Annotated in this window: 24 protein-coding genes; 12 read left to right on the forward strand and 12 right to left on the reverse strand. The window is 61.2% G+C overall.

Going from position 1 to position 23,503, the window contains the following annotated elements; translation table 11 throughout:
- The first annotated feature begins 97 nt into the window (after positions 1-97).
- The 3 genes from MIC97_RS16690 (at position 98) to MIC97_RS16700 (ending at position 2,869) form a co-directional block, all read left to right on the forward strand.
- Positions 98-1,261, forward strand: coding sequence for an acetyl-CoA acetyltransferase (locus tag MIC97_RS16690; protein WP_239800952.1), 1,164 nt, complete (start codon positions 98-100; stop codon positions 1,259-1,261).
- Positions 1,262-1,380: 119 nt separating this feature from the next.
- Positions 1,381-2,385 (forward strand): asparaginase, encoded by a 1,005-nt coding sequence (locus MIC97_RS16695; protein ID WP_239800953.1) that lies wholly within the window; start codon positions 1,381-1,383, stop codon positions 2,383-2,385.
- 7 nt (positions 2,386-2,392) lie between these two features.
- Positions 2,393-2,869 (forward strand): GreA/GreB family elongation factor, encoded by a 477-nt coding sequence (locus tag MIC97_RS16700; protein ID WP_239800954.1) that lies wholly within the window; start codon positions 2,393-2,395, stop codon positions 2,867-2,869.
- 97 nt (positions 2,870-2,966) lie between these two features.
- Here MIC97_RS16700 and MIC97_RS16705 read toward each other — a convergent pair whose 3' ends face one another.
- A complete protein-coding gene (locus tag MIC97_RS16705; RefSeq protein ID WP_239800955.1) occupies positions 2,967-4,265 on the reverse strand; it encodes a methylmalonyl-CoA mutase family protein in 1,299 nt (432 codons plus the stop codon).
- Between the two features lie 197 nt (positions 4,266-4,462).
- Between MIC97_RS16705 and MIC97_RS16710 the strand changes: the two genes are divergently transcribed.
- Positions 4,463-6,022: a helicase HerA-like C-terminal domain-containing protein gene (locus tag MIC97_RS16710; RefSeq protein ID WP_239801178.1), complete on the forward strand. Its 1,560-nt coding sequence runs from the start codon at positions 4,463-4,465 to the stop codon at positions 6,020-6,022.
- Positions 6,023-6,136: 114 nt separating this feature from the next.
- Here the strand turns inward: MIC97_RS16710 and MIC97_RS16715 are convergent, their stop codons facing one another.
- Positions 6,137-6,568, reverse strand: coding sequence for a MucR family transcriptional regulator (locus tag MIC97_RS16715; RefSeq protein WP_183828446.1), 432 nt, complete (start codon positions 6,566-6,568; stop codon positions 6,137-6,139).
- 348 nt (positions 6,569-6,916) lie between these two features.
- Between MIC97_RS16715 and MIC97_RS16720 the strand changes: the two genes are divergently transcribed.
- Complete coding sequence (locus MIC97_RS16720) at positions 6,917-9,034, forward strand: S9 family peptidase (protein WP_239800956.1); 2,118 nt, start codon at positions 6,917-6,919, stop codon at positions 9,032-9,034.
- 10 nt (positions 9,035-9,044) lie between these two features.
- On the opposite strand, the gene MIC97_RS16725 is transcribed toward MIC97_RS16720, so the two are convergent.
- The 3 genes from MIC97_RS16725 to MIC97_RS16735 all read right to left on the reverse strand — a co-directional run bounded on the left by MIC97_RS16725 (position 9,045) and on the right by MIC97_RS16735 (position 11,200).
- Complete coding sequence (locus tag MIC97_RS16725; protein WP_239800957.1) at positions 9,045-9,983, reverse strand: cytochrome c; 939 nt, start codon at positions 9,981-9,983, stop codon at positions 9,045-9,047.
- A gap of 9 nt (positions 9,984-9,992) precedes the next feature.
- On the reverse strand, positions 9,993-10,430 hold the full coding sequence (locus tag MIC97_RS16730) for a cytochrome c (protein WP_239800958.1): 438 nt from the start codon (positions 10,428-10,430) through the stop codon (positions 9,993-9,995).
- A gap of 167 nt (positions 10,431-10,597) precedes the next feature.
- Complete coding sequence (locus tag MIC97_RS16735; RefSeq protein ID WP_183828458.1) at positions 10,598-11,200, reverse strand: superoxide dismutase; 603 nt, start codon at positions 11,198-11,200, stop codon at positions 10,598-10,600.
- 489 nt (positions 11,201-11,689) lie between these two features.
- On the opposite strand from MIC97_RS16735, the gene MIC97_RS16740 reads away from it, so the two are divergent.
- Positions 11,690-12,499, forward strand: coding sequence for a L,D-transpeptidase (locus MIC97_RS16740; protein ID WP_183828460.1), 810 nt, complete (start codon positions 11,690-11,692; stop codon positions 12,497-12,499).
- A gap of 97 nt (positions 12,500-12,596) precedes the next feature.
- Here MIC97_RS16740 and MIC97_RS16745 read toward each other — a convergent pair whose 3' ends face one another.
- Complete coding sequence (locus tag MIC97_RS16745) at positions 12,597-12,905, reverse strand: cytoplasmic protein (protein WP_239800959.1); 309 nt, start codon at positions 12,903-12,905, stop codon at positions 12,597-12,599.
- 218 nt (positions 12,906-13,123) lie between these two features.
- Here MIC97_RS16745 and MIC97_RS16750 point away from each other — a divergent pair, with 218 nt between their 5' ends.
- Together MIC97_RS16750 and MIC97_RS16755 are read left to right on the forward strand one after the other, a co-directional pair.
- A complete protein-coding gene (locus MIC97_RS16750) occupies positions 13,124-13,531 on the forward strand; it encodes a helix-turn-helix domain-containing protein (protein ID WP_239800960.1) in 408 nt (135 codons plus the stop codon).
- A gap of 2 nt (positions 13,532-13,533) precedes the next feature.
- Entirely contained in the window at positions 13,534-14,343 is an 810-nt protein-coding gene (locus MIC97_RS16755) for a DUF6456 domain-containing protein (RefSeq protein WP_239800961.1), read from the forward strand.
- 35 nt (positions 14,344-14,378) lie between these two features.
- On the opposite strand, the gene MIC97_RS16760 is transcribed toward MIC97_RS16755, so the two are convergent.
- Positions 14,379-14,804, reverse strand: coding sequence for a SufE family protein (locus MIC97_RS16760; RefSeq protein WP_239800962.1), 426 nt, complete (start codon positions 14,802-14,804; stop codon positions 14,379-14,381).
- A gap of 87 nt (positions 14,805-14,891) precedes the next feature.
- Positions 14,892-15,218, reverse strand: a complete 327-nt coding sequence (locus MIC97_RS16765) for a DUF5330 domain-containing protein (protein ID WP_239800963.1) — start codon at positions 15,216-15,218, stop codon at positions 14,892-14,894.
- A 460-nt stretch (positions 15,219-15,678) separates the two neighbouring features.
- Here MIC97_RS16765 and MIC97_RS16770 point away from each other — a divergent pair, with 460 nt between their 5' ends.
- The 3 genes from MIC97_RS16770 to MIC97_RS16780 all read left to right on the forward strand — a co-directional run bounded on the left by MIC97_RS16770 (position 15,679) and on the right by MIC97_RS16780 (position 18,625).
- The gene (locus MIC97_RS16770; protein ID WP_239800964.1) at positions 15,679-17,445 is read left to right on the forward strand and encodes a PAS domain-containing sensor histidine kinase; all 1,767 of its coding nucleotides are present in this window, start codon (positions 15,679-15,681) and stop codon (positions 17,443-17,445) included.
- Positions 17,420-18,196 (forward strand): peptidoglycan-binding protein, encoded by a 777-nt coding sequence (locus tag MIC97_RS16775; protein ID WP_239800965.1) that lies wholly within the window; start codon positions 17,420-17,422, stop codon positions 18,194-18,196. Before MIC97_RS16770 ends, MIC97_RS16775 begins: the two co-directional genes overlap by 26 nt.
- An 84-nt stretch (positions 18,197-18,280) precedes the next feature.
- A complete protein-coding gene (locus MIC97_RS16780; protein WP_239800966.1) occupies positions 18,281-18,625 on the forward strand; it encodes a DUF1491 family protein in 345 nt (114 codons plus the stop codon).
- A gap of 47 nt (positions 18,626-18,672) precedes the next feature.
- On the opposite strand, the gene MIC97_RS16785 is transcribed toward MIC97_RS16780, so the two are convergent.
- Complete coding sequence (locus tag MIC97_RS16785; protein WP_239800967.1) at positions 18,673-19,566, reverse strand: hypothetical protein; 894 nt, start codon at positions 19,564-19,566, stop codon at positions 18,673-18,675.
- Between the two features lie 172 nt (positions 19,567-19,738).
- Between MIC97_RS16785 and MIC97_RS16790 the strand changes: the two genes are divergently transcribed.
- The gene (locus MIC97_RS16790; RefSeq protein WP_239800968.1) at positions 19,739-19,930 is read left to right on the forward strand and encodes a hypothetical protein; all 192 of its coding nucleotides are present in this window, start codon (positions 19,739-19,741) and stop codon (positions 19,928-19,930) included.
- A 7-nt stretch (positions 19,931-19,937) separates the two neighbouring features.
- Here MIC97_RS16790 and MIC97_RS16795 read toward each other — a convergent pair whose 3' ends face one another.
- The 3 genes from MIC97_RS16795 to MIC97_RS16805 all read right to left on the reverse strand — a co-directional run bounded on the left by MIC97_RS16795 (position 19,938) and on the right by MIC97_RS16805 (position 23,293).
- Positions 19,938-20,486 carry a DUF1254 domain-containing protein gene (locus MIC97_RS16795; RefSeq protein ID WP_239800969.1) on the reverse strand — a complete coding sequence of 183 codons (549 nt, stop codon included), beginning with the start codon at positions 20,484-20,486 and terminating at the stop codon, positions 19,938-19,940.
- A complete protein-coding gene (locus tag MIC97_RS16800) occupies positions 20,479-21,063 on the reverse strand; it encodes a DUF1214 domain-containing protein (RefSeq protein WP_239800970.1) in 585 nt (194 codons plus the stop codon). Before MIC97_RS16800 ends, MIC97_RS16795 begins: the two co-directional genes overlap by 8 nt.
- Before the next feature lie 70 nt (positions 21,064-21,133).
- Positions 21,134-23,293 carry a PBP1A family penicillin-binding protein gene (locus MIC97_RS16805; RefSeq protein ID WP_239800971.1) on the reverse strand — a complete coding sequence of 720 codons (2,160 nt, stop codon included), beginning with the start codon at positions 23,291-23,293 and terminating at the stop codon, positions 21,134-21,136.
- Positions 23,294-23,503: the final 210 nt, after the last annotated feature.

Genomic DNA, 23,503 nt, shown 5'->3' on the forward strand with positions numbered 1-23,503 from the left:
ACAACAAGGTGCTTTACGAGGCCGGCGGGGTGGTTATCCTGCGCGGATCAAAGCGCCGTCATCAGCCGGACAGCTGAACGGACAGGGAGATGTTGTCATGACCGCATGTATCGTCGGCTGGGCGCATTCGCGCTTCGGCAAGCTGGAAGGCGAAACGCTTGAAAGCCTGATCACCAAGGTAGCCGCTGAAGCGCTGGCACATGCGGGCATCGGACCGGAAGACGTCGGCGAGATCGTGCTCGGTCATTTCAACGCTGGATTTTCGGCGCAGGATTTCACGGCGAGCCTCGTGCTCCAGACAGATGACCGCCTGCGTTTCAAGCCGGCGACGCGGGTGGAGAATGCCTGCGCGACCGGATCGGCTGCCGTGCGGCAGGGCATCCGGGCCGTCGACTCGGGCGCGCGTTTCGTTCTCGTGGTGGGCGCCGAGCAGATGACGACCACGCCGGGACCGGAGATAGGCGCCAATCTCCTGAAGGCATCCTATCTGCCGGAAGACGGTGACACCCCGGCGGGCTTCGCCGGCGTGTTCGGCAAGATCGCCCATGCCTATTTCCAGCGTCATGGCGACCAGTCGGACGCGCTTGCGGCCATTGCCGCCAAGAACCACAAGAATGGCGTTGAAAATCCCTATGCACAGATGCGCAAGGATCTGGGCTACGATTTCTGCCGGCAGGAAAGCGAGAAGAACCCGTATGTTGCGGGACCTCTCAAGCGCACCGATTGCTCGCTCGTTTCGGACGGCGCCGCAGCGATTGTGCTGACCGATGTCACGACGGCGCTGTCCATGCGCCGTGCCATCGCCTTCCGCGCCAATGAGCATGTGCAGGATTTCCTGCCGATGTCGAAGCGCGACATATTGCTGTTCGAGGGCTGCGAGCAGGCCTGGGCGCAGGCGCTGAAGAAGGCCGGCGTGACCCTGGACGATCTGTCTTTCGTGGAGACGCATGACTGCTTCACCATTGCCGAACTGATCGAGTATGAGGCGATGGGACTGGCGAAACGCGGCGAGGGCGCGAAGCTGGCGCTAGAAGGCTATACGGCCAAGGACGGCAAGCTGCCGGTCAATCCTTCCGGCGGCCTGAAATCAAAGGGCCACCCGATCGGCGCAACGGGGGTTTCGATGCATGTGCTGACCTCGATGCAGCTTGCCGGCGAGGCGGGCGGCATTCAGGTGCCGAATGCAAAGCTGGGTGGCATCTTCAACATGGGAGGTGCTGCTGTCGCCAACTATGTGTCGATTCTCGACCGTATCCGCTAAAGCGGGTTCATAACTTCAGCGAAGCGCGCGAGCGCTGCGAGCGGTTTTCGCAGTTCCGAAATTAGATCGCCTCTTGATTCAATTTCGGAATTGCTCTGGCCTGGGAGGAGCCGGCAGACGTGACAAATCCGGTACTGGCAGAGGTTCTTCGCGGAACTCTGGTGGAAAGCGTTCATCGTGGTTCGGTGGCGGTTTTTGATGGCGACGGAAAATCCGTCTGGGAAATCGGGGAGACGCACCGACCGGTCTTTCCCCGCTCTGCGGTAAAGCTCATTCAGGCTTTGCCTCTGGTCGAAAGCGGTGCGGCGGACGCTTATGGATTTGGAGATCGTGAGCTGGCTCTGGCTTGCGCGTCGCATTCCGGCGAGCCCCTGCATGCCGAGACGGCGCTTTCGATGCTGCGGCGCGCAGGGCTGGATGAAACAGCGCTGGAATGCGGCTGCCACTGGCCGGACAACCATGCCGCCACCATAGCGATGGCGCGGGCGGGCGGCGAACCGAATGCACTGCACAACAACTGTTCGGGCAAACATGCCGGATTTCTCTGCACCTGCTGCCATTCCGGCATCGCCCATGAGGGCTACGTGAAGGCGGATCACAGGCTGCAGGGGCGGGTACATGATGCCATGGAGGCAGTGACCGGGGCGGCCCATGACGTGGACAGTTGCGGCACCGACGGTTGCTCGATCCCGACTTATGCGGTTCCGCTGCGCAATTTCGCGGTTGGGTTTGCCAGAATAGCGACCGGAAACGGCTTGCAGCCGGAGCGGGCAAAGGCCGGACGGCGGCTGATGTCGGCCTGCATGGCGGAGCCTTTCATCGTTTCGGGAACCGGCCGTGCCGACGAAGCTCTGATGAAGGCCGCACCCGGCCGCATCTTCGTCAAGATGGGGGCAGAGGGCGTCTATTGCGCCGCGGTGCCGGAACTGGGCTTCGGTATCGCGCTGAAATGCGATGACGGAGCCGTCCGCGCGGCTGAAGTGATGATTGCAGGCGTTCTGGCCAAGCTTCTTGAAAAAGATGAGCCGCTTGCGGATGAACTGCGGAAGCTGGCGCACAAGCCTATCATGAGCCGCAACGGCGCGAAGGTCGGCGAGGTCCGCCCGGCCGCATTTGCGGACTGAGCCCGCCATGAGCAGGGCGTTTACCCGGGAGGACGATAACGAAAGCGCGATCGCAGCCCTTGGCGAGCGCCCTGTGAGCCCGCATCGCAATCTCGTCACGCAACGCGGTCTGGCGCTTATCGAGGCGGAAATCGTTCGGTTGCGCGAAGAGATCGTGCGCGCCGAGGCCGAAGGGGATCGGGAACGACTGGAGCTTGCCGCACGCGATCTGCGGTATTGGGGAGCGCGGCGCGAGAATGCCGAGCTGTCCGTTCCGGATGCCGATTCCGATGTCGTTCGCTTCGGCATGACCGTGGCGCTGGAAGATGAAGACGGCAAGACGGCCAAATGGCAGATCGTGGGGGAGGACGAGGCCGAGCCCGCCAAAGGCTCGATCTCGCATATCTCACCCATGGCGCAGGCTCTCTTCGGCAAGAAGGTTGGCGAGCTGATCACCGTCAACGGTCGCGAATGGGAGATCGTCGATCTGATCGCAGAAGCTTGAAGACGACTGGCTGCCCAGAGCGTTTTCAGGAAAAGTGGAAACACTTTTCCGGTTCGGAAAGGCGACTAACCGAAGGCTCCAGGCGACGGCGGGTGCTTTATTCCTGTGCGACCGTTTCCACGCTTCCGTCGAAGAACAGGGGATGCAGAGCCTCGCAGAAGACCACGCCATCCGTTGGCGCCGGATGGCGCTCTGCGGCGAGGGTCGCCACTGAGGCCGCAGCATCAGCGTTCTGTTGAGTTTCTGGTATGGTCCGGCGCTGACTGGCCGCGGTCTTTACCCGGTTCTGGATGTGACCGGCTTTCAGGCTCGGCAGAATCCCGCCTTCTTGCTCGATCCGCTGAAATTCCGCCCAGCCCTGCTGGCAAAAATCTTCGACCAGTTCATCGACGCCGGGAAGGTCTGCCTGTTCCTGCGCGACGAGCATCTGCAGATTGCGGGCGATGCGGCGGGCATTTCCTTCCGGAAGGCCGTGAGCGATCGTGTGCGGCAGGACTGCGATCGAATCAGCGCCTCCTGCGGCAGCCCCGAAAACGGCAGCGGCATTGCGGGCGACGTTGCCGGAAAGGTCCTGTCGCCCGACGATGCGCATGGACGTTTCTGCGTGGACTTCGGTGGGCGTCGGCGAAATCGAAAAGCTTTCCTGAAGGCGCGCCCAGAGCAGGCGTAGCGCCTTGATCTTCGCGGCAGATGCCAGAGAATCGTCATCGACGCCGACGGCGAAACCGATATGCGGGGCGGCATAGACCAGAGCTTGCCTGGCTTCCTGAAACAGGCGCAGATGCGCTGCAGCGGAAGCCAGCATGGCACCAAGCTCCTGCGCTTCGGTGGCGCCGGCATTGTGCAGAACGCGGCCGTCCGCTTCGAGCAGGATGCCGGGCACATCCATGGCGAAAAAATAGGCCAGAGATTGCGGCATCGAGGCCTGCAACGCTTCGATGGTCATGCGCAGACGGCCTGTACCGGCAAAGGTCGCGGCCGGATCTATGCCGAAAGACAGGTTGAGACGTGAGGGATCGATATTTCCCTTTCCAAGGCTTCCAACCAGCCAGTCGGCCATGGCACGGCTGGCGGGGTGAACGTCAAGGCGCAGGTAGATCCTGTCGAGCGGCACATCTTCAAGAATTCGTCCGAGCGCCTGGGGTGTCCCCGGCAAACCATATCCAAATGCATTGGGAGCGCCGTCGAAAACCAGCGCAAGCCCGGTCGCTCCTTTTGCGAGATCGTCAGCGATCTGGGCACGCGCGCGCTCCACATCGGGGTCGTCAATGCGCTGACAGATCGCCCAGCGCGGTTTGCCGGAGGCGGCTGTGATAGCGCCGTCGCCAAGCGCCTGTTCGGCAATAGCTTTCCAACGGGTGTCCTGGCCGTGGCGATCTGCTGCTGTGTCGGTCAAGAATCTGGTCCTTTACTGCTACCCGGGGAGAGCGCCGCGCCGGCCCGGATGTGGTGCACTGTAAGGTCCCTGTTCACGTACGGCAATGCAGCAGATGAGGCAGGACGGAACTTGCGCCTTTGAATTTAGCTTTCGCCTTACTATACCTGCGAAACTGGCCGGTTTCCTGCCGGCCACTCGATCGCGGAGAATTCATGATGGCGGCTGAAGACAGCATTATCCTGGGTGCCAGCCGGAAACCTGATGACAGCTATCAGCGGCCGGAAGAATTGCTGCTGCGTTATGGCAATCGCCACGGCCTGGTTACCGGCGCAACGGGTACGGGTAAAACCGTGACCTTGCAGGTTCTGGCGGAGGGCTTTTCCAATGCTGGCGTGCCGGTGTTCTGCGCCGACATAAAGGGTGACCTTTCAGGTATCGCCATGATGGGCGAGGCGAAAGATTTTTTGCAGAAGCGGGCCGCAGAAGTCCGCCTCGATCCTTATGAGTTTCAGGAATTTCCGGTCATCTTCTGGGATCTGTTCGGCGAGCAGGGACACCCCGTTCGCGCCACCATTTCCGAAATGGGGCCATTGCTGCTGTCGCGGCTGATGAACCTGACCGACGCGCAGGAAGGGGTGATGAACATCGCCTTCCGTATCGCCGACGAGGAGGGCCTTCTGCTCCTCGACATGAAGGATCTGCAGGCGCTTCTGGCAAATCTGGCCGAGCGGGCCCCGGAAATCGGAGCGCGCTACGGCAACGTTACAAAGCAGTCGGTCGGTGCCATTCAGCGCTCGTTGCTGATTCTTGAACAGCAGGGCGGCAACCATTTTTTCGGCGAGCCTGCGCTGCGCATTGACGATCTGATGCGTACCACGCGCGACGGACGCGGCGCCATCAACGTGCTTGCCGCCGACAAGCTGATGATGAGCCCACGCCTTTATGCGACTTTCCTGCTGTGGCTGATGTCGGAACTGTTCGAGGTGCTGCCCGAAGTCGGCGATCCCGACAAGCCGAAGCTGGTCTTCTTCTTCGATGAGGCACATCTGCTGTTCGACGATGCGCCCAAGGCGCTGGTCGACCGGGTGGAGCAGGTGGTGCGGCTTATCCGCTCGAAGGGGGTTGGCGTTTATTTCGTGACCCAGAATCCGCTCGACGTGCCGGAAACCGTGCTCGCGCAACTGGGTAATCGTGTACAGCATGCCCTGCGCGCCTATACGCCGCGTGAGCAGAAGGCGGTGAAAACCGCAGCCGACACGTTTCGCCCCAATCCGGATTTCAATTGTGCCACGGCAATCACCCAGCTTGGCACCGGCGAGGCGCTGGTTTCCACGCTGGAGGACAAGGGCGTGCCTTCGATGGTGCAACGCACATTGATCCGTCCGCCCTCCTCAAGGCTTGGGCCAATCACACCGCAGGAACGGCGGAATATTCTCAGCGTCAGCCCTGTCGCCGGCCAGTATGACCAGCCGATCGATCGCGAATCCGCTTTTGAAATGCTGCAGAAGCGCGCCGCCGAGGCTCAGACAGCGCAGCAGCCGCAGCAGCAGACCCGGAGCCAGACGGGTGGCGGAGGAGGGGGCGGGTGGACCTTGCCGGATTTTGGCAACACACCCGCACCGACCAGCCGCACGCGCAGAGCGCCGGCGCCGCGCACATCGAACCGGCAGACCGTTACGGAAGCGGCTGTTAAGTCGGTTGTGCGTTCAGTGGGGTCTTCGATCGGGCGCGCGCTGGTGCGCGGCATTCTGGGTAGCCTGACCCGCAAGCGCTGATTTGCGCCAGCGGCGCTTAAACGGAACTCTGCTCAGAACAGCCCCGAACATTGAACGTCCAAAAAGAAAACGGCGCCACAAGGCGCCGTTTCTTCATTCGTAAAGTAATCTGTATCAGCGCGCCTTGCGCTTGCGGCCGAGGCCCATCTGCTTGGCAAGTTCCGAACGAGCGGCTGCATAGCTGGGAGCAACCATCGGATAATTGGCGTCCAGGCCCCACTTCTCGCGGTACTGCTCAGGCGTCAGATTGTAGTGTGTCATGAGATGGCGCTTGAGCGATTTGAACTTCTTGCCGTCTTCAAGGCAGATGATGTAGTCGTCATGGACCGATCTCTTGGGATTGACTGCCGGCTTCTGCTTGTCGACGGGCAGGGGCTCGGGCGACGCGCTGCCGGCGACGCGGCCAAGAGCAGCATGGACATCGGCGATCAGATTGGAGAGTTCGGATGCCGGAACGGGGTTGTTGCTCACATAGGCTGCGACGACATCAGCAGTAAGTTCGATAAGCGTATCGATATTTTTCGGGAACGTGTCGGCAGTGTCCATGTTCGTGAAATCCCAACGAGAGACATGATAACGATGCCGATGATCAGTGCATGGCATCTGCGGAATTTAATGGCGGGAGCGTCAGCGATTCGCTCAGCGTCAACTTCATGATCCCAGATGACTGTCAAGTCAATCGCATATGTTCTTTGGTGGCATAATGCTCAATGATTTTTTTTGACCGCCTAGTTCAATTATCAATACACAACTACATACTGCCTCAATACGAGCTGTCGTTCATCTGCCTGACAAAGCAAAGAGTATTACAATATGTATCTCCCATGGCAGACGGGACTTGAACGCTGGTGAGCAGCATGTTCTTTGAACTGTGAAATAAATGGAAAGCTTAAGATGACGACAAAGGCACCCTTCGGTTCCGCGCAGGCTCCCCGCCCTGTGAAAGTCCCCGTCGAGGACACGCGGCACGGTATAACCCGCACGGATGAATATGCCTGGATGCGGGCCGACAACTGGCAGGAAGTCTTCCGCGATCCTGCACGGCTCGCCGCCGATATCCGCGCTCATCTTGAAGAAGAGAATGCATATCAGGCGCAGTTGATGTCTGACACGGCCGGGCTGCGCGAGACGCTTTTTTCCGAGATGAAAGGACGCATCAAGGAAGACGATTCGTCGGTGCCTATGAAAGATGGACCCTTTGCTTACGGTTCGTCTTACCGCATGGGTGGCCAGCAGCCGCGTTATTTCCGCAAGCCGGCCCAGGGCGGAGATGAGGTGATATTGCTGGATGGCGACCATGAAGCTGAGGGAAAGCCCTATTTCCAGCTTGGGGGCATCGACCATTCGTCCGACCACAAGCGCCTGTTGTGGGCCTATGACGACAAAGGTTCCGAATTCTACACTCTGCGCGTACGTGATCTTGCCACGGGCGCCGAGCTTGCAGACAGTATCGAAAGCACGGGCGGTGGCGGCACATGGGCAGCCGATAACAACGGCTTTTTCTACACGCTGCTGGACGATAACCACAGGCCGTCGAAAGTACTCTTCCACCAGCTCGGCGATGATACTGCCAATGACCGTCTGATCTACGAGGAGACGGATCCCGGTTTCTTCATGAGCGTTGGCGGCACACGCCGCAACGACTGGATCATGATCAGCATCAGCGATCATGAGACTTCGGAGTATCGCATCCTCAACGCAGCCGACCCTCTTGGCACGCCGCTGCTCGTCGCCGCGCGCGAGGCGGGCATTCAGTATGATCTGGAGGAAGGTGGCGACATATTCTTCGTGCTTACCAACGAAGGCGGAGCCAGAGACTTCAAGATCATGACCGCTCCGGTTTCAGACCCGGTTCGTGCCAACTGGACCGAGCTGGTTCCGCATCAGCCGGGTCGCCTGATCCTGTCCATCACGGGGTTTCGCGATTACCTCGTCCGGCTCGAACGGCTCGATGGCCTGCCGCGCATCGTGGTTCACGAACGCGCCACCGGCGAGGAACATGCCATTGCCTTCGACGAGGAAGCCTATGCCCTCGGCATGGCAGGATCATATGAATATGACACGGACGTTCTGCGCTTCTCCTATTCGTCGATGACCACACCGGCACAGGTCTTCGACTACGATATGCGCACGCGCCAGCGCACCCTGCTCAAGACGCAGGAGGTTCCCTCCGGCCACGACGCCGACGCCTATGTTACCCGCCGCCTGATGGCCACTGCACCGGATGGCGAGGCCGTGCCGGTCTCCCTGCTTTACCGGCGTGATACGCCGCTGGACGGTACAGCTCCGTGTCTGCTCTATGGGTACGGGTCCTACGGCATCACCATTCCCGCATCCTTCAACACCAACTGCCTGTCGCTGGTGGATCGCGGCTTCGTCTATGCGATCGCCCATGTGCGCGGCGGCAAGGATAAGGGCTATTCCTGGTACGACGACGGAAAAAGGGCGCACAAGCAAAACACCTTCCGCGACTTCATCGCCGTCGCAAGACATCTCGTCGATGAAGGCTACACGTCGCATGACCGCATCGTGGCCCAGGGCGGCTCGGCGGGCGGCATGCTGATGGGCGCAATCGCCAACATGGCGCCTGAAGCCTTCGGCGCCATCATAGCGGAAGTGCCCTTCGTGGATGTGCTCAACACCATGCTCGACGCGTCGCTGCCGCTCACGCCGCCGGAATGGCCGGAGTGGGGGAATCCGATCGCCTCGGAAGAGGATTACAGGACGATTGCCGCCTACTCCCCATACGACAATGTCGGCGCTTTCGACTACCCGCCGATCCTGGCGCTGGCCGGGCTCACCGATCCGCGCGTAACCTACTGGGAACCGGCGAAATGGGTGGCACGCCTGCGCGACACCAAAAGCGGCGACAATCCCGTCCTGTTCAAGATCAACATGGATTCGGGCCATGCAGGCGCATCAGGCCGCTTCTCCCGGCTGGAGGAGATAGCTTACACCTATTCCTTTGCCCTGAAGGCTACCGGCAAGGCGGACGTGAAGCCCGCCACCTGACAGCGGGTCGCTACTGGCGCGCCAGATAACCGTTCTGGCGTGCCGGTATGGCTTTCAGATAGGCCGCGATCGCTTCGCGGTCTTCGCTGGTGAGTTCCGCCATGTTCTTCTGCACTTCCACCATCGATCCGCCGACGGAATCGAAGTCTGGCGTAAAGCCCGTTTCGAGATAGCCGGCAATGTCGGATTCCGACCAGTCGCCGATGCCACCCTCACCGGAGGTGATGTTGGGCACAACACCTTCGCCTTCCGCCGCAACCGCGCCGGCGAGCCACTGGTTCCTGTCGCTTCCACCGGCGAAATCGCGCGGTGTATGGCATTCGCCGCAATGGCCGGGGCCCTCGACCAGATAGCGCCCGGCCAGAACCTTGTCCGGCGTGCCTTCGGCGAATTCCACCACCGGCCGATCGTCGAGATAGAGGAGCTTCCACAGCCCGATCCCGCGGCGGAGGTTGTAGGGAAATGTCAGATCATGTGCAGCTGTATGCCCGGCCGCTGCCGGAATCGTCTGCATGAAGGCGAACAGATCGGCTATGTCCTGGGGTTTCATACGGGCATAGGAAGCATACGGAAACGCAGGGTAGTAATGGCGCCCGTCCGGGGAAACGCCTTTCAGCATGGCGGCAGCAAAATCGTCGAGCGTCCAGTTCCCTATGCCGTCATTTTTGTCTTGCGAGATATTCGGCGCGACGAAGGTGCCGAACGGTGTGGCAAGCTCCACACCGCCGGAAAGCGTGAAGCGCGCATCACCCTCTGCGCCTTTGGCGGCATGGCAGGAAGCACAGCCGCCTGCATGAAAGATACGCGCTCCGCGTTCAGCGTCTCCCGGCGCGGCAGAGGCCATGATTTGGGAATCCGGGCGCTGGGGGGCGGAGGCGACCCATCCGGCTACCGCGCCCAGCCCAACCACAACGCCAAGAGTGGCGGCGATTTTTCCGCGTCTGGACATCGGGGCCAGTCAGCCCTTGCGGACGCGGAACGTCTCGTGGCAGGCGCCGCAGCTTGCGCCGATGGCGCTGAACTTCGCCTTGAGTGCATCGACGTCGGCCGGCGCATCGGTCACGGCCGCGTTGACGGCGGCCTCGAACTTGCCTTCAGCAGCCTTGAAGCCATCCGGGTCTTCCCAGATTTTCGGCGCGGCGGTCGTATCGCCCGTATCCGAACCGGCCGGATAAAGCGCCTCGACATCGAACTTTTCGGCGTTAGCCTGCATGTCCTGCAGGGTCTTGAGAACGGCAGCCGCGTCAAAGGGGGTCTCGCCCTTCACCACTTTGGAGAGCTCGCCAGTCAGCTTTCCCCGCTCTTTCATCAGGACCTTGCGGTCGGCCAGAGTGTCGGCAAATGCGGCAGAGCCGGCAATGGCGAAGATGGAAATGGCGAGTAGAAGCTTTTTCATGTCTGGCTCCGAATCTGATGAAGAAACGTGGCTGCTCCGACAGAATCGGAGATGGTGCTAAACTGTCTCAAAATCTGGATGATTTCGCTTCACGCTTGCGTGAAGCTTTGGTGAAGACTTGAAGAACGAAACCCCGGGGTTTTCCCCGGGGTTTCACGCTGAAACGATCAGGCGTTCGCCTTTTCGTACAGCTCAAGGACATAATCCCAGTTGATCAGGCTGTCGACGAAAGCCTCCAGATACTTCGGACGCGCATTGCGGTAGTCGATGTAGTAGGAGTGCTCCCAGACGTCGACGCCGAGGATCGGCGAAGCGCCGTGAACCAGCGGGTTCTCGCCATTGGGGGTCTTGGAGATCTCCAGCTTTCCATCCTTGACCGAAAGCCATGCCCAGCCGGAGCCGAACTGCGTGGTGCCGGCGTTGATGAAATCGGCCTTGAACTTGTCATAGCCGCCCAGATCGCTGTCGACGGCCTTCTGCAGGGCGCCCGGCAGCTTGTTGCCACCGCCGTCCTTCTTCATCCACTTCCAGAAATGGATGTGGTTGTAGTGCTGGGCCGCGTTGTTGAAGAGGCCCTGATTCTTGCCGAAGGACTGCTTCACCACTTCTTCGACGCTCAGGTCGCCCAGCCCGGCTTCGGCCGCCAGCTTGTTGCCGTTGTCGACATAGGCTTTGTGGTGCTTGTCATGGTGATATTCGAGCGTTTCCTTCGACATGAAGGGCTGAAGCGCCTCATAGTCATAGGGAAGTTCGGGAAGTTCGAAAGCCATTCGTCTTACTCCTCAAATAAATCCGGGGGGTTACCGGACTAACATAGGTCTGTAAGCCCCGGGAACAACACCCCGCGGGCAGGCATCACTCCCCTTTCAGCCATTCGCTGAGGGGGAGTCGAATGCGCTTCTCTCAATAGAGGGCTCGCGGCATCTTGACCATTGGTCCAGATGCTAAATGCCCGCTTCTGAGGCGAACAAACTGCTCCTGATCTGGAGAGCTGCATTGCCGGGATGGCGATCACAAAGACGTCATATCGGTTGGCCGGGGAGCGGAGGGATAATCTGTTTACCTTCCTTTCAGCCGCCCCATATAGGGTTCACACAACCCGTTGCCGATCGGCAACAGTGGAACCTTAGTCACATGTTCGCCTTTATTTGTCCTACGTGCGGCCAGATTTGGCGCTACCTATCGCCCCTGTCGGGAGCGGCGATGCCGGCAACGGCTTTGCCCATGTGAACAGTAGAGAAAGATCGAGACCACAATTCATGGCAACAGATTCACCTCCCGTCCTGCTGACCAGACGCCGTTTTCTCAACCTGACGGCAATGGGAGCCGCCGCAGCCACCGTTTCGGCCTGCACCACAACGGCTCCACCAGTGCCCCTGAAACCTGCGGAACCGCAAGCCCATCCCGAACTCGGCAGCTACGACATCATGTACGGGCCGGTTTTCGATGGCGGCTATGAAATTCCGGCCGTTCCCTACCGCAAGATCGATTCAAAATTCCTGCGCCAGATCGTTCCCGATCCGACAGGCGAACGCCCCGGTACAATTGTCGTCGATACGTCGCAGCACTACCTTTATCTGGTGCGCGAGGGCGGACAGGCCATCCGTTATGGTGTTGGCCTTGGCCGTGCCGGTTTCGAATGGGCCGGGCGTGCAGTGGTTCAGTACAAGCGCGAATGGCCCAAGTGGACCCCGCCGGACGAGATGATCGCCCGTCAGCCGGAACTCGAAAAATACAGCGTCCGCAATGGCGGCATGCCTCCGGGGCTGATGAATCCGCTCGGCGCGCGCGCGCTCTACATTTTCCAGAACAACGAGGATACGCTCTATCGTATCCATGGTTCTCCGGAATGGCACTCGATCGGCAAGTCCATTTCATCGGGCTGTGTGCGCCTGATGAATCAGGACATCATCGATCTCCACAGCCGCGTTCCCGGCAAGACGCCGATCGTCGTCACCAACGGGCTTGGCGCCCGGGTCGCCAGCTACGATCCGAGCGGCACGCCCGTCGATGCGGGGGTGCCGGAAGATTCCACATTGCTTGGACGCGCCACCCGCTCCTGGTTCTGAGGAAGCCTTAAATTTCGAAGAAGTGGCCTTCCTGCGGCCTCACCCAATCGAAAAAGCCCCCTGCAGATATCAGGGGGCTTTTCAGTTTCGACTGTCATCACACAGTAAGCGCATGCGACGGAGAAGTCGGCTTGCCATTGCTCCTGAGCTGATCGCGTGCCTGCTTGAGAGCTATGTGACGGTTCAGATCGTAGTTCCAATGCCGGCGCAAGCCTCGCAGACGTTCGCGCTCCAGAAGGCGTTCTATGCGGTCAAGCAGCTTCGTTCTTGCCGCTCCCTCACTGACAGACGCTTCTCCCAGATCAATCCCGCATAAAATTTGCAATGCTGCCAGTTGTCCGGCGTGCCTGGCATGCTGCCGTTTCTGTTGGCCGAAAGCTTGCGCCTGCTCGTTCAGCGATCGCATGTGCCACCTCCTGTGAAATCGGGGCTTACTATCGGCCTGGGAACCGCGGTGGGGAGTAAATGCATTGCGTCTGGACGCGGTCATTCCCCAACTTCAAATGAAATCAATATGTTATCCCCATGCAAAGCTGTACGTAGTTCTTTGTTTGTTCACATGTCGGCGAACACCCTCTATAAGGAATCTATTCCTATGGTGGAGGAAATTTCGTGCACGCCAACATGACTGCTATTCCAGATGATCCCATTCATCCGATAGTCAAACCTGCTCCGGATGGGGAGCATGAACATGCCTTTCCCAAACGGCGTGACGAGATCACGCTGGACGTCTGCGAATGCCTGATCGACATAGCTTCGGCGCTGTTTTCGCTTTCATCGAAGGAGCTGCGCAAACCCGGACGCACGTCGCAGCCGGTGGCACGGGTGAGGCAGATCGCCATGTATGTGGCGCATGTCGTTCTGCGGTTGTCGATGGGCGATGTGGGACGTGGTTTCGGGCGCGACCGCACGACGGTGGTGCACGCATGCCAGACCATTGAAGATCTTCGTGACGATCCCGAGTTCGACCGGGTGGTGCATATGTTCGAGCAGATTGCGTCGGCAGCTTTCCGCAACCGGCTGGGGATATGAGCATGCAGGCTTCTTCCCGCGAGGTGCCATTGCGCGTCCTGAAATTCCTGCAGAAGGGGCCGGGTCAGGTCAGCCCGGCGGCGCAGACAAACAAGGTCCTGATTGAAGCCGGTGAGCGCGGTACCGTCAGTGTGGGGCGTGTGCCTTTCGATTGCCTGGTCGCGGAGCAGATGCTGATGCTGAATGGCAATTGTGTTTCCGTGACGCCTAAGGGAGAGCGGATGATGCGTGAAATGGATGCAGCACGTGCTTCCGATACTTCTCCGAGAGATATCGAAACCATCTGCGTCGATGCGGGCGAGGGCCCGCGGCTGGCGCAGATAAATCTCGCGGAATCGCCTCTTGCACAACTGGCGCGCTTGCGAACCAAGGCCGGCGCTACCTTTCTGACAGCGCGAGAGTTCGAGGCGGGCGAGCGGCTGCGGGCCGATTACACCCGGGGCCAGCTCATGCCCCGGCTGGGTGCCAACTGGATTGCAAGTGTCGCTTCCGGCAAGCGCTCGAGCGGAGGTGGTGCTGCGGAACTTACAGATGTCGCCCTTGGCGCGCGGATGCGGGTAGAGAAAGCCATTGCGGCAGTTGGACCCGAATTGTCAGGCGTGCTGATCGATGTGTGCTGTTTTCTCAAGGGCATGGAAACCGTCGAGGCTGAACGCGCATGGCCGGTGCGCTCGGGAAAGGTAGTGCTCAAGACGGCTCTGGCGGCACTGGCCCGCCACTATTGGCCGGGTGCGGCTCAGCAAGACGGTAAACCAGCCCAGATGCTGCATTGGGGCGCACAGGATTACAGGCCGAACCTGCACGCGCGCTAGAAAAAAGACTGGAATCGGAGCGTCTGAGGCTCGGCTCAGGCGTTCTCACCTGCCTTTTGCGCATCGGTTCGGATGCGGTTGACCATGGAGCGCAGTCCGTTCGAACGCTGTGGGGTCAGATGCTCGTCAAGACCCAGCGTGCGCAATGTGCCTTCGGCATCGGTTGTCAGAATTTCGCTGGCCTTGCGGCCGGAGTAAAGGGCGAGAAGGATCGCCACCAGACCCCGTACGATATGGGCGTCAGAATCACCCGCAAAAGTGACGACCGGATCAGGCCCCGTTCCATAGCGTGTGGTCAGCCACACCTGACTGACACAGCCGGGAACCTTGTTGGAAGATGTGCGCTCGCTGTCGGGGAACTCGGGCAGGGCTTCGCCGAGTTCGATGACATAACGGTAGCGCTCCTCCCAGTCGTCGAGGAGGGCGAAGTCTTCGGTGATGCTCTGGATCGTCGTACTCATGCCGAACGATATAGTTCGGTGGCAGCCGGGCGTCACGGAAAAAAGGCGAGAACGCGGAAGACGCTCTTCAGGAGCGTCCGAAGCAGATCAGTTGGCGGGCCTGATGGAGCCGGTCGTGACAGGCTCTTTTGGCGCGGTAGCCGGTTGCGAAGGCGCATCCTCGATTATGCTCACCGCCATGCGTGCTGCCAGTTTGGCACGCTCCGTCACCGTGTGGAGCGCAGAAGCGCCGGTCTCGCACACGTCCGGCTGGCGTTCGCACATGCCGGCGATGTCGCCGACAGCATCCTTTGCCGCCAGAAGCGCCTGGATGGGATTGACGTTTTCGCGACCCTCCCCGTCTGGCCCGACATCAAAGGGAAGAGCCAGCAGAACGAGCGAAAACCAGAACGCAAACCTGATCAGGAAACCCATATCCGTCTTCTTTCCAGAGCACCTGTCTTCAACAAAACCAGTTTAGCCGGGCCGGCCAAATGAGCGATTGCAAGCAAGAGGACAACTTTATTAAAATTTGAAGCAATCGACTTCCCGCTTTCATTCACACCCGCCGACCTGAACGGGGCATGAAGCCTACGCCTTTCGCTGCAGGTCGTGCCCTATCCGTTTGATTCGCTGTGGAAAGCTGCGTTCTGTGTGGTGGTCGTGAGGGGCGTGTTGCTGTCCGTGACAGCTAACCCTGTGTTTACCATGGGCTGAATTGCATTCCCGTAAACGCTGTTTTTGCAGAAAAACGACTCCGAATCCGCTGCTCATGCTCCAGCTTTATCCATTCCTTAAAGGCTGGATGCGACTTTCGGCTCTAATCAGAAATGATCTGCGAAGCGGGTCCGTACGAGGCGTTGAGTTGAGTTCGATTGCGGCAAGATACGTTGGAATGCCTGACGCGATTGCGTCGGGCTGCGAGCGTCTCGTGCACAGCCGCGTGGCTGAGCCGGAAGCGCGCGCCCGTCATGCCCGTTTCATCGGACTGATGCTCGCAGTACCCTTCCTGTCTGCCGCAAGCGCGGTGATGCTGGTGACCGCCGGCCTCGGCGCCTCGGCGACTTTGGCCGCGATACTCGGCATATTCGGGCTGTGCTGGCTCGCCGCGCTCGGCGTTTCGGCAAGCGGCCGTTTGGCCGGAGCGGGAGCGGTCGTGCTTGCGGCGTCCGCTGTGGCCATGGGTGCGCTGGTGGCTTCCGCCGGCGGCCTTGCATCGCCGGTGGCATTGCTTGTGGCGGCTCTGCCGATCGAAGCATTCTGGGTGAGCCGTTCGAGGCGCTGGGTGCTGGCTGGCGTGGCAGCGGCGGCGCTGGCCTGCGCCATGCAATTCCTGCCCGCAGACGTGTCGTTGGCCGCCTATACGCAGCCGCAGCCGTGGCACTGGCTGTTGCCGCTCGCGTGGGGCGCTACCCTTGTGCCGCGTCTGGCCGCTCTTCGTGGCAATGCGGATGCAGGTGCCGAAACCGCACCTGACCTCAATCTCGAAGGCTTGATGGGTGCGGTGATGCTGCGCCTCAACAGGCAGGGCGAGGTTCTCGATGCGGGCGAGCGCACCACACAGGTGCTTGGTCTGGCCTCCGATCTGCTGCTGGGCAATTCGCTGTTCGAGCGCATCCTTGTCGCCGATCGCATCGCTTATCTGAACGCGCTTGCCGACATGCGCGAGGGGGCGGCTTCCGCCCGCATGGAACTGCGCATCCGCGTGCCGAAGGCGGATGGCCACTCGTCGGGCAATTACCGGCCATTCCTGCTCGAACTGGCCAGAACCGACGAAGCAGGCAACGCCTTCCTGGCGCTGCTGCGCGACAATTCCGAACTCGTCGAACTGCGCGAGGATCTGGAGCGTGCCGAGGAAGCCGCAGCCAGCGCCGACGTGACCAAGGGCCGCTTCTTGGCCGCCGTCAGCCATGAGCTGCGCACGCCGCTCAATGCCATCATCGGCTTCTCCGACATGCTGCTGCACGAGATGTTTGGCCCGTTCCACGACCCGCGGCAGAAGGAGTATGTCGAGCTGGTGCGCGATTCCGGCCAGCATCTGCTGGAGGTCGTGACGTCGATCCTCGACGTGTCGCGTATCGAGGCCGGGGCCTATCGCACGCATCCGGAGCCGTTCCGCTTCGTCGAGGCGGCGCAGATGTGCCGTTCGATGATGCAATTGCAGGCCGATGCCAAAAAGATTCGGCTGGAACTGCGCGTGGCGGCCGATGCCGGTGAGGTGAATGCCGACCGGCGCGCCATCCAGCAGATCCTGATCAATCTCGCTTCCAATGCCATCAAGTTCACGCCCGAAGGTGGCGAGGTAGCGCTTGGCGCGCGACGCGTCGGCTCGCGCCTGCATTTCTGGGTGAGCGACACAGGTATCGGCATCTCCGAGGAAGATCTGGCAATCATCGGCCAGCCTTTCGTACAGGTGCAGAACGACTATACGCGCGGCTTCGAGGGTGCCGGGCTCGGCCTGTCTCTGGTGAAGGGACTTGTGAGTCTGCACGACGGCACGATGTCCATCGACAGCGCGCCCGGCGAAGGAACGACGGTTTCGGTGAGCATTCCGGTGGATGGTCCGAAGGGAGACAGCGACAGACTGGTGATGCTGGCGGATGCAACGCCGGCAGGCAGGAAGAACGGGGATTGGAATGGCTCGCTCCGCAAAACGGGCTAAGGGCAGCAAGGTCAGGAAGAAGACCAATCGCCCGGGCATAGTTCAGCGGGGCGCGGTTGCGGCAGGCGAACTCGTCTCGCGCAATCCGGTTCTCGTCGGCGGCTCCACGGCATTTCTGGTGACGTTGTTCTACGTCTCCGCCAATGCGCTTTGGTATCAGCCATTCCCGCATTCGAGCGCCTTCTTTGCGACCAGAAGCCAGCAGGATTTTCCCGTTGTCGAGCAGACCGAGCCGGAAACGACGATCAACATCGTGCGTCCCGATCCGGACGCCGCGCCGGCACCGGAGAGGCCGCGCGGTGATCCCGTCGTGCGGCAGGTCCAGTCTATCCTTCGCGATCTGGGCTTCTATTCGGCCGAACCCGACGGGCTCACCGGACCCAATACGCGCGATGCGATAGCCGCCTATCAGGGCAAGGTGGGGCTCGCCCCGACCGGCTCCATCGACGACGCCCTGCTCAATCAACTGGGGGCGGGGCAGGCCGCCGCGGTGCCGGTTCCGGCAAGCCGCGACGACCTGACCGGATCGGTGAGGCTTGATCCGGGGCCAGCCTCCGCCAGCAGCCAGATCGTGAAGATTCAGGCGGGCCTGAGGGCGTTCGGCAATACCGATATCCAGATGGACGGCATAGCCGGAGCGCGCACCAAGGCGGCAATACGCGAGTTCCAGTCAATCTTCGGTCTCGCTGTAAGCGGAGAGCCGGACGCGGCGGTCTACATCAAGATGCGGGAAGTCGGCCTGACCGACTAGAGCAACTCCGGAAAACGTGCGAAGCGATCTGGCTGGAACGGCTTCAAGCCAGAGATCGCCCGACAATCGGACTGGTTAACTGATATGCGCGTGACGACTGATCTGTGGGCCTCGGCGCTGGTGCGACGCGTCTTCGGCGCCGGCGGCTTCGCTGCCGTGCTGAAACGTGGCGCGGGCGAGGCGGGAGCCGCTTTCCTGCTCGTCAGGGATAGGTTCGGAAGCGTGGCGCTGCTCGGCCCGGCGCCGCAGACCAGCTATGACTCAGCCCGGCCCGACGAGAGGCTGTTCGTTCGCATCGCGCCGGATGAGACCGCGGAGCAACTGGATGCGCGGATCGAGCGCGAGAAGCGCTTCGACCCCGACATATGGGTCGTGGAAATCGAGGTGGGATCGGTGCCGATAGAGGAACTGGTTTCGATCAGGGACTGAAATCAGAGTATTTTGCAGCCGAATGGAGACATTCGGCATGACGTGATCTAGCTGGCCTTCAGGGTTTTCGCCGCATCACCGGCCTGTGAGCCGCCGGTCTTCGTCCATGCCGCAACCTTTGCCACGGCGGCTTGCCGTTCCATGCCCCTGTAGCGTTCCACGAACAGGCGCACGCTCGGCACATCCGGAAAGGAACCGGGGCAGGCAGCACTTACGATCAGGAAGGCTTCGGCTTCCCTCAAATCCAGCGCCCGCAGCGAAACGAGAAGCAAAAAGTGATCGGAAGGCGAGACAAGCCTCACGGCGCCGCCGAATTCCACGCCGAGGGCATCGGCCAGCGCGGTTTGAAAAAAGGCGGCATTGGCGCTGAGCGCGCCGTCGAGCAACCGTCTGAAGGTTCCGGCCGTTGCGGGTGCGATGGAGAGCGAGGGGCCCCCGTTGTCGACCATGATCGTTCGCAGCTGCTCGCGGGTTCGGTCGGCCGCCTGACCGGACGGGAGCGGGTTCTCGTCCGTCGTCTTCGCTGCGGGACGGTTCAGGGCGCGAACAAGACTTGCGATGGTCGGGTGGAGGTCTTTTCTGCGGGCAATAGCGCGGGCATGCGGCAAGCCATGACGACCGATCAGCGCTATGAGCTCGACGCTGCCGAGGGCGCGCGAGCGAACCAGCAGCGGAGCCGAGATCTCCACCGGCTCGTTGGCCAGGCGTTTGACCAGCCCCGGCGGTGCGCTTTCGCATTCGGACAGGGCGGCGGCTGCAAAGCGCCGGGCTTCGGTCGAGACGTCGTCGAACAGCGGCAGGGTCAGGTCGTCAAGCTGGGCGATTTCCCGGCGCGAGGGGCGGGTCAGCGCGCAGAAAGCGGAAATGGCGGCGCGAAACAGCCTTTCAGCCTTGCCGGCTTCAGTCCTGATCGCGATTTGCCGGAAATCCGAGGATGACACGAAGATACGCCTTGAGAATACGCGATGAAGCCGGCAGGCCACAAGCGGCATGCCCGACAGAACTCGTTTCAAATTAGCTCTGATCCGTTAGCGCTCCGTTAACCCTCGGAGCGCCTTATTTACGGAGGAGGCGTTGCGTTGTGCTCCGGTTCAACCGAGAGGAATGCACGAAATGGGCATCGTATTGTCTTTCACGCCGCAAAAGGCGGGCATGAAAAAACCTTCGGGACTCTGTGGCATGGCGGCCGCCGTGGTGATTTTCCCCGGCGTCCGCTACGAACGTGCGGATGAGACTGCGCCGGCACGGGAAGGCCAATGCACGGCATTGCCAGCGGACGATGCCGCGCCCTTACCGAAGCACTGAGGCCGAACTACAGTTCCTTCAGCCTGCAGGCGCTTTGTTCGAGGAACCGGGAGACGGCAGGGCGCCAGCTCTCATCCGGCACAAAGGCGCGAAGGACGACAATGCCTTCGCCAATCGGCGTTTCCACGAAGATGGAGCCGTCGAGATCGTCCGGCAGTTGCCGGCGCACTTCCAGCATCTGGGCCGGGGTGAGCACAACCGTGTCCAGCGTGCCGCTGGCTGCGCTGTGGTCGTTGAAACTGTAGATGTTGTGGCCGTTGCGGTCATAGACCGAAACCGACCAGAACGGCACTTTGCCTGCGGCCTGAACGTGGACGATGCCATCGTTCAGATCGAAGCGGCAGGCGGCAGCCAGAAACAGAGGGTCGACCGATTTCACCACCGGCTGGCCGCCGCTCTCCGCTTCGAGCGGGGTCATGCGGTAGAGATCGGAGGCCATCGACAGCCGTGACCAGGCATCGCGCTCGGACAATTCCGGAACCATCATCAGGACAAGGATGTGGACGATGCCGGCTCCGACCAGACCGAGCAGAACCGCGTAGAACAGCTTACGCATTGCACCCCCTGGGCACGATGCGCGGCAGTTCGATGCCGGACAGGCCGGTGCTGCTGGCGATGGGGGTGTCGTAGAAAGTAAGCACGAAATACATGGGCCCTTCGCCCGAAGTGATCAGCCAGTTTCCGGGAGCGGGGCTGCGGGAGGCGTCGACGAGCACCGAATTGTCCGGCCGGCGCAGCACCTGATAGGATTGCAACGCAGCCGGGCGCAGCTTTCCGGTGCGGATGAAATCGAGCGACTGGTCGGCTGCGTAGAGCGTCCAGAAACGGGCGACCGGAAGGTTTCCCTCTATCCGATAGGCGCATTCGCGCAGCAGCGGCTGGCCGGCGGAATCGTGCGCGGCAACGAAGGCGAGACCTTCGGCGCGGCCAAGCGCCAGAACGCCCTCGCGGGCGACACGGGCATTGGTGTAGGGATCGGCCTCCGGGGTGCCGATGTCAGGGAAGGCGGTCCATGCACCGATGGTGATGGCGCCTGCGCCCTTCTGGACATGCAGGGCATACCAGACACTGGCCGCGCCACCGCCGATGGCAATGACGAGCGCGATCAGCGTCAGCAAGGCTTTCTTGAGCATTTATCGGCCCGATCGATCTTTTGGGAGCTGGTATCGCGGGGGAAGGGCTTCTGGCAAGTGGCTGGCACCGTCACAGCGCCGAAACCGTCTCCGGATCCAACTCGGGGCGCAGGGCCGGAGCGGACAGGAACTGCCGGTTGATCTGGCGCAGCAACTGCGTCGTGCGGCTGGACAGGACCGGAGGGCGCTCGGCAGCGGCGCGGTCGGCCTCGGCCTGCGCGCTTGCCCTGGCGGCCTCCTGCGCCTTTGCGGCGGTGGCCGCATCGACGAAGGGCTGCGCGATGCCGGGGATCGGCCGCAGATCGATGTTCTGATGCGCATAGGCCATGAGACGCTGCCAGACCATGGCCGGCATCGAGCCGCCGGTCATGTTGCGCGTCGGGCTGTAGTCGTCGTTGCCGATCCAGACGGCAGCCGTGTAATTGCCGGTAAAGCCGACATACCACGCATCGCGGTAGGCCTGGCTGGTGCCTGTCTTGCCGCCGGAGACGATGCCGGGAAGGGCAGCCCGTCGCGCCGTGCCGATGACGGGCACCTGCACCAGCATGGTGTTCATGTAGGATACGGCCTGCTCCGACAGGACACGGCGAGAGGGCGGTGCGTCCTTGCCAAAATCATAGATGACATCGCCGGAATGGGTGACGAGCTGGGTGACGCCATGCCGGGTGCCGGCCATGCCGTCCTGCGGGAAGACGCTGTAGCCGGTTGCCTGATCCATGACCGTCATGCCGGAGGTGCCGAGCACCATGGTCTTGTGCGACTCCAGCGTCGATTCCACGCCCATCGCTTCAGCCAGTTCCTTGATCGGCTTGATGCCGAGACTGTCCTTGGCGAGCCGGACCGGAACGGTGTTGATCGATTTGACGAAGGCGGTGGTCAGCGTCATGCGGCCGGCGGAGGCGCCGTTGTAGTTGCCCGGATGCCAGTTGCCCCAGCTGACGGGTGCGCCCGACACGATGGTGTCCGGTGTGAAGCCGTGCTCCACGGCGGCGGCATAGACATAGGCCTTGAAGGACGAACCGGGCTGGCGCAGCGCCTTGGTAGCGCGGTTGAACTGGCTGGCGCCATAATCGCGCCCACCGACGATGGCGCGCACCGCACCGTTGGTTTCGATGACGACGATGGCACCCTGGGTCGCATTGTAATCCTTGCCATACTGGCGCAGGTGAAACTCGAGGGACTCTTCGGCAGCCTGCTGGATGTTGGGATCGAAGGCCGTGTGCGCGACCAGCGAATGCTGGCGCGATTTTGCGGCCAGCTTGCGGACTTCCTCGAACGCCCAGTCGAGATAATAGTCCGGGCTCTTGCGATCGCCGCGGTCCACGACATCGGCGGGATGCCGGCGCGCCTGCAGAACCTGTCCCTCTGTCATGAAGCCGCTGTCGACGAGGTTTGACAGAACCACATTGGCGCGGGCTCGGGCGGCAGGCAGGTTGACGTGCGGCGCGTATTTGCTGGGCGCCTTGAAAAGGCCGGCCATCATTGCGGCTTCCGCCAGCGTCAGGTCGCGCACGCTCTTGCCGAAATAGAAATCGGCCGCCGCCTCGATGCCGAAGGTGCCGCCGCCCATATAGGAGCGATCGAGGTAGAGCTGGAGGATTTCCTTCTTCGACAGGTTCGCTTCCAGCCAGAGCGCCAGGAAGGCTTCCTTGACCTTGCGTTCCAGCGTGCGCTCGTTGGACAGGAACAGGTTCTTGGCCAACTGCTGGGTCAGGCTGGAACCGCCCTGAACCACGGAGTTGGCGCGGACATTCTCAGTCATCGCACGCATGAGGCCCAGAAAATCGATGCCGTAGTGCTCGAAGAAGCGGCGATCCTCGGTTGCGAGAACCGCCTTGATGACGTGATCGGGCATCTGGTCCACCGGCACCGAATCGCGCTGTATGAGGCCGCGCTGGCCGATCTCGTTGCCATAGCGATCAAGGAAGGTGACGGCGAAATCGTCCTGCGCGCGCCAGTCGCCTCCCGTTTCCTGAAAGGCCGGGATGGCAAGGGCCAGCATGACGACTGCACCGCCCGCGCCCAGCGTGAAACCCTCGCTCAAAATTTCGATGACGCCGCGCCGCCAGCCCTTGACGCGGAAGCGGCGGAAGAAAATGGTCGCGGCTTCCCAGAATTCGCGGAACCTGAAGCCGACTTCATAAAGGGTGGTGTCAAGCCAGGCGTCTATCGCCAGCAGGAAGGCGGCGACACGGCCACGTTTCTTCTTCGGCTCCAAGGGACTGACCATCTACAAGCTGCCCGGCTGCAAAAGGGCGCCGGAAACACTCCGTCAGAAACCGCCCACACATTCCTTTTCCCCCATCCGCCAGAGGGCGGCAAGAGGGATTCTCAATCAAAGCGTGTACGGCATGCTTAAGATAAAAATCCTAGGAATTAATTCTTGACACCGTGACGCTGCTCTGATAGTGTCTGGTTATCGTCAAAAAAGTGTGACTGG

Source organism: Aquamicrobium sp. NLF2-7, assembly GCF_022359935.1.
In the GTDB taxonomy this organism is placed as follows: Bacteria; Pseudomonadota; Alphaproteobacteria; order Rhizobiales; family Rhizobiaceae; genus Mesorhizobium; species Mesorhizobium lusatiense.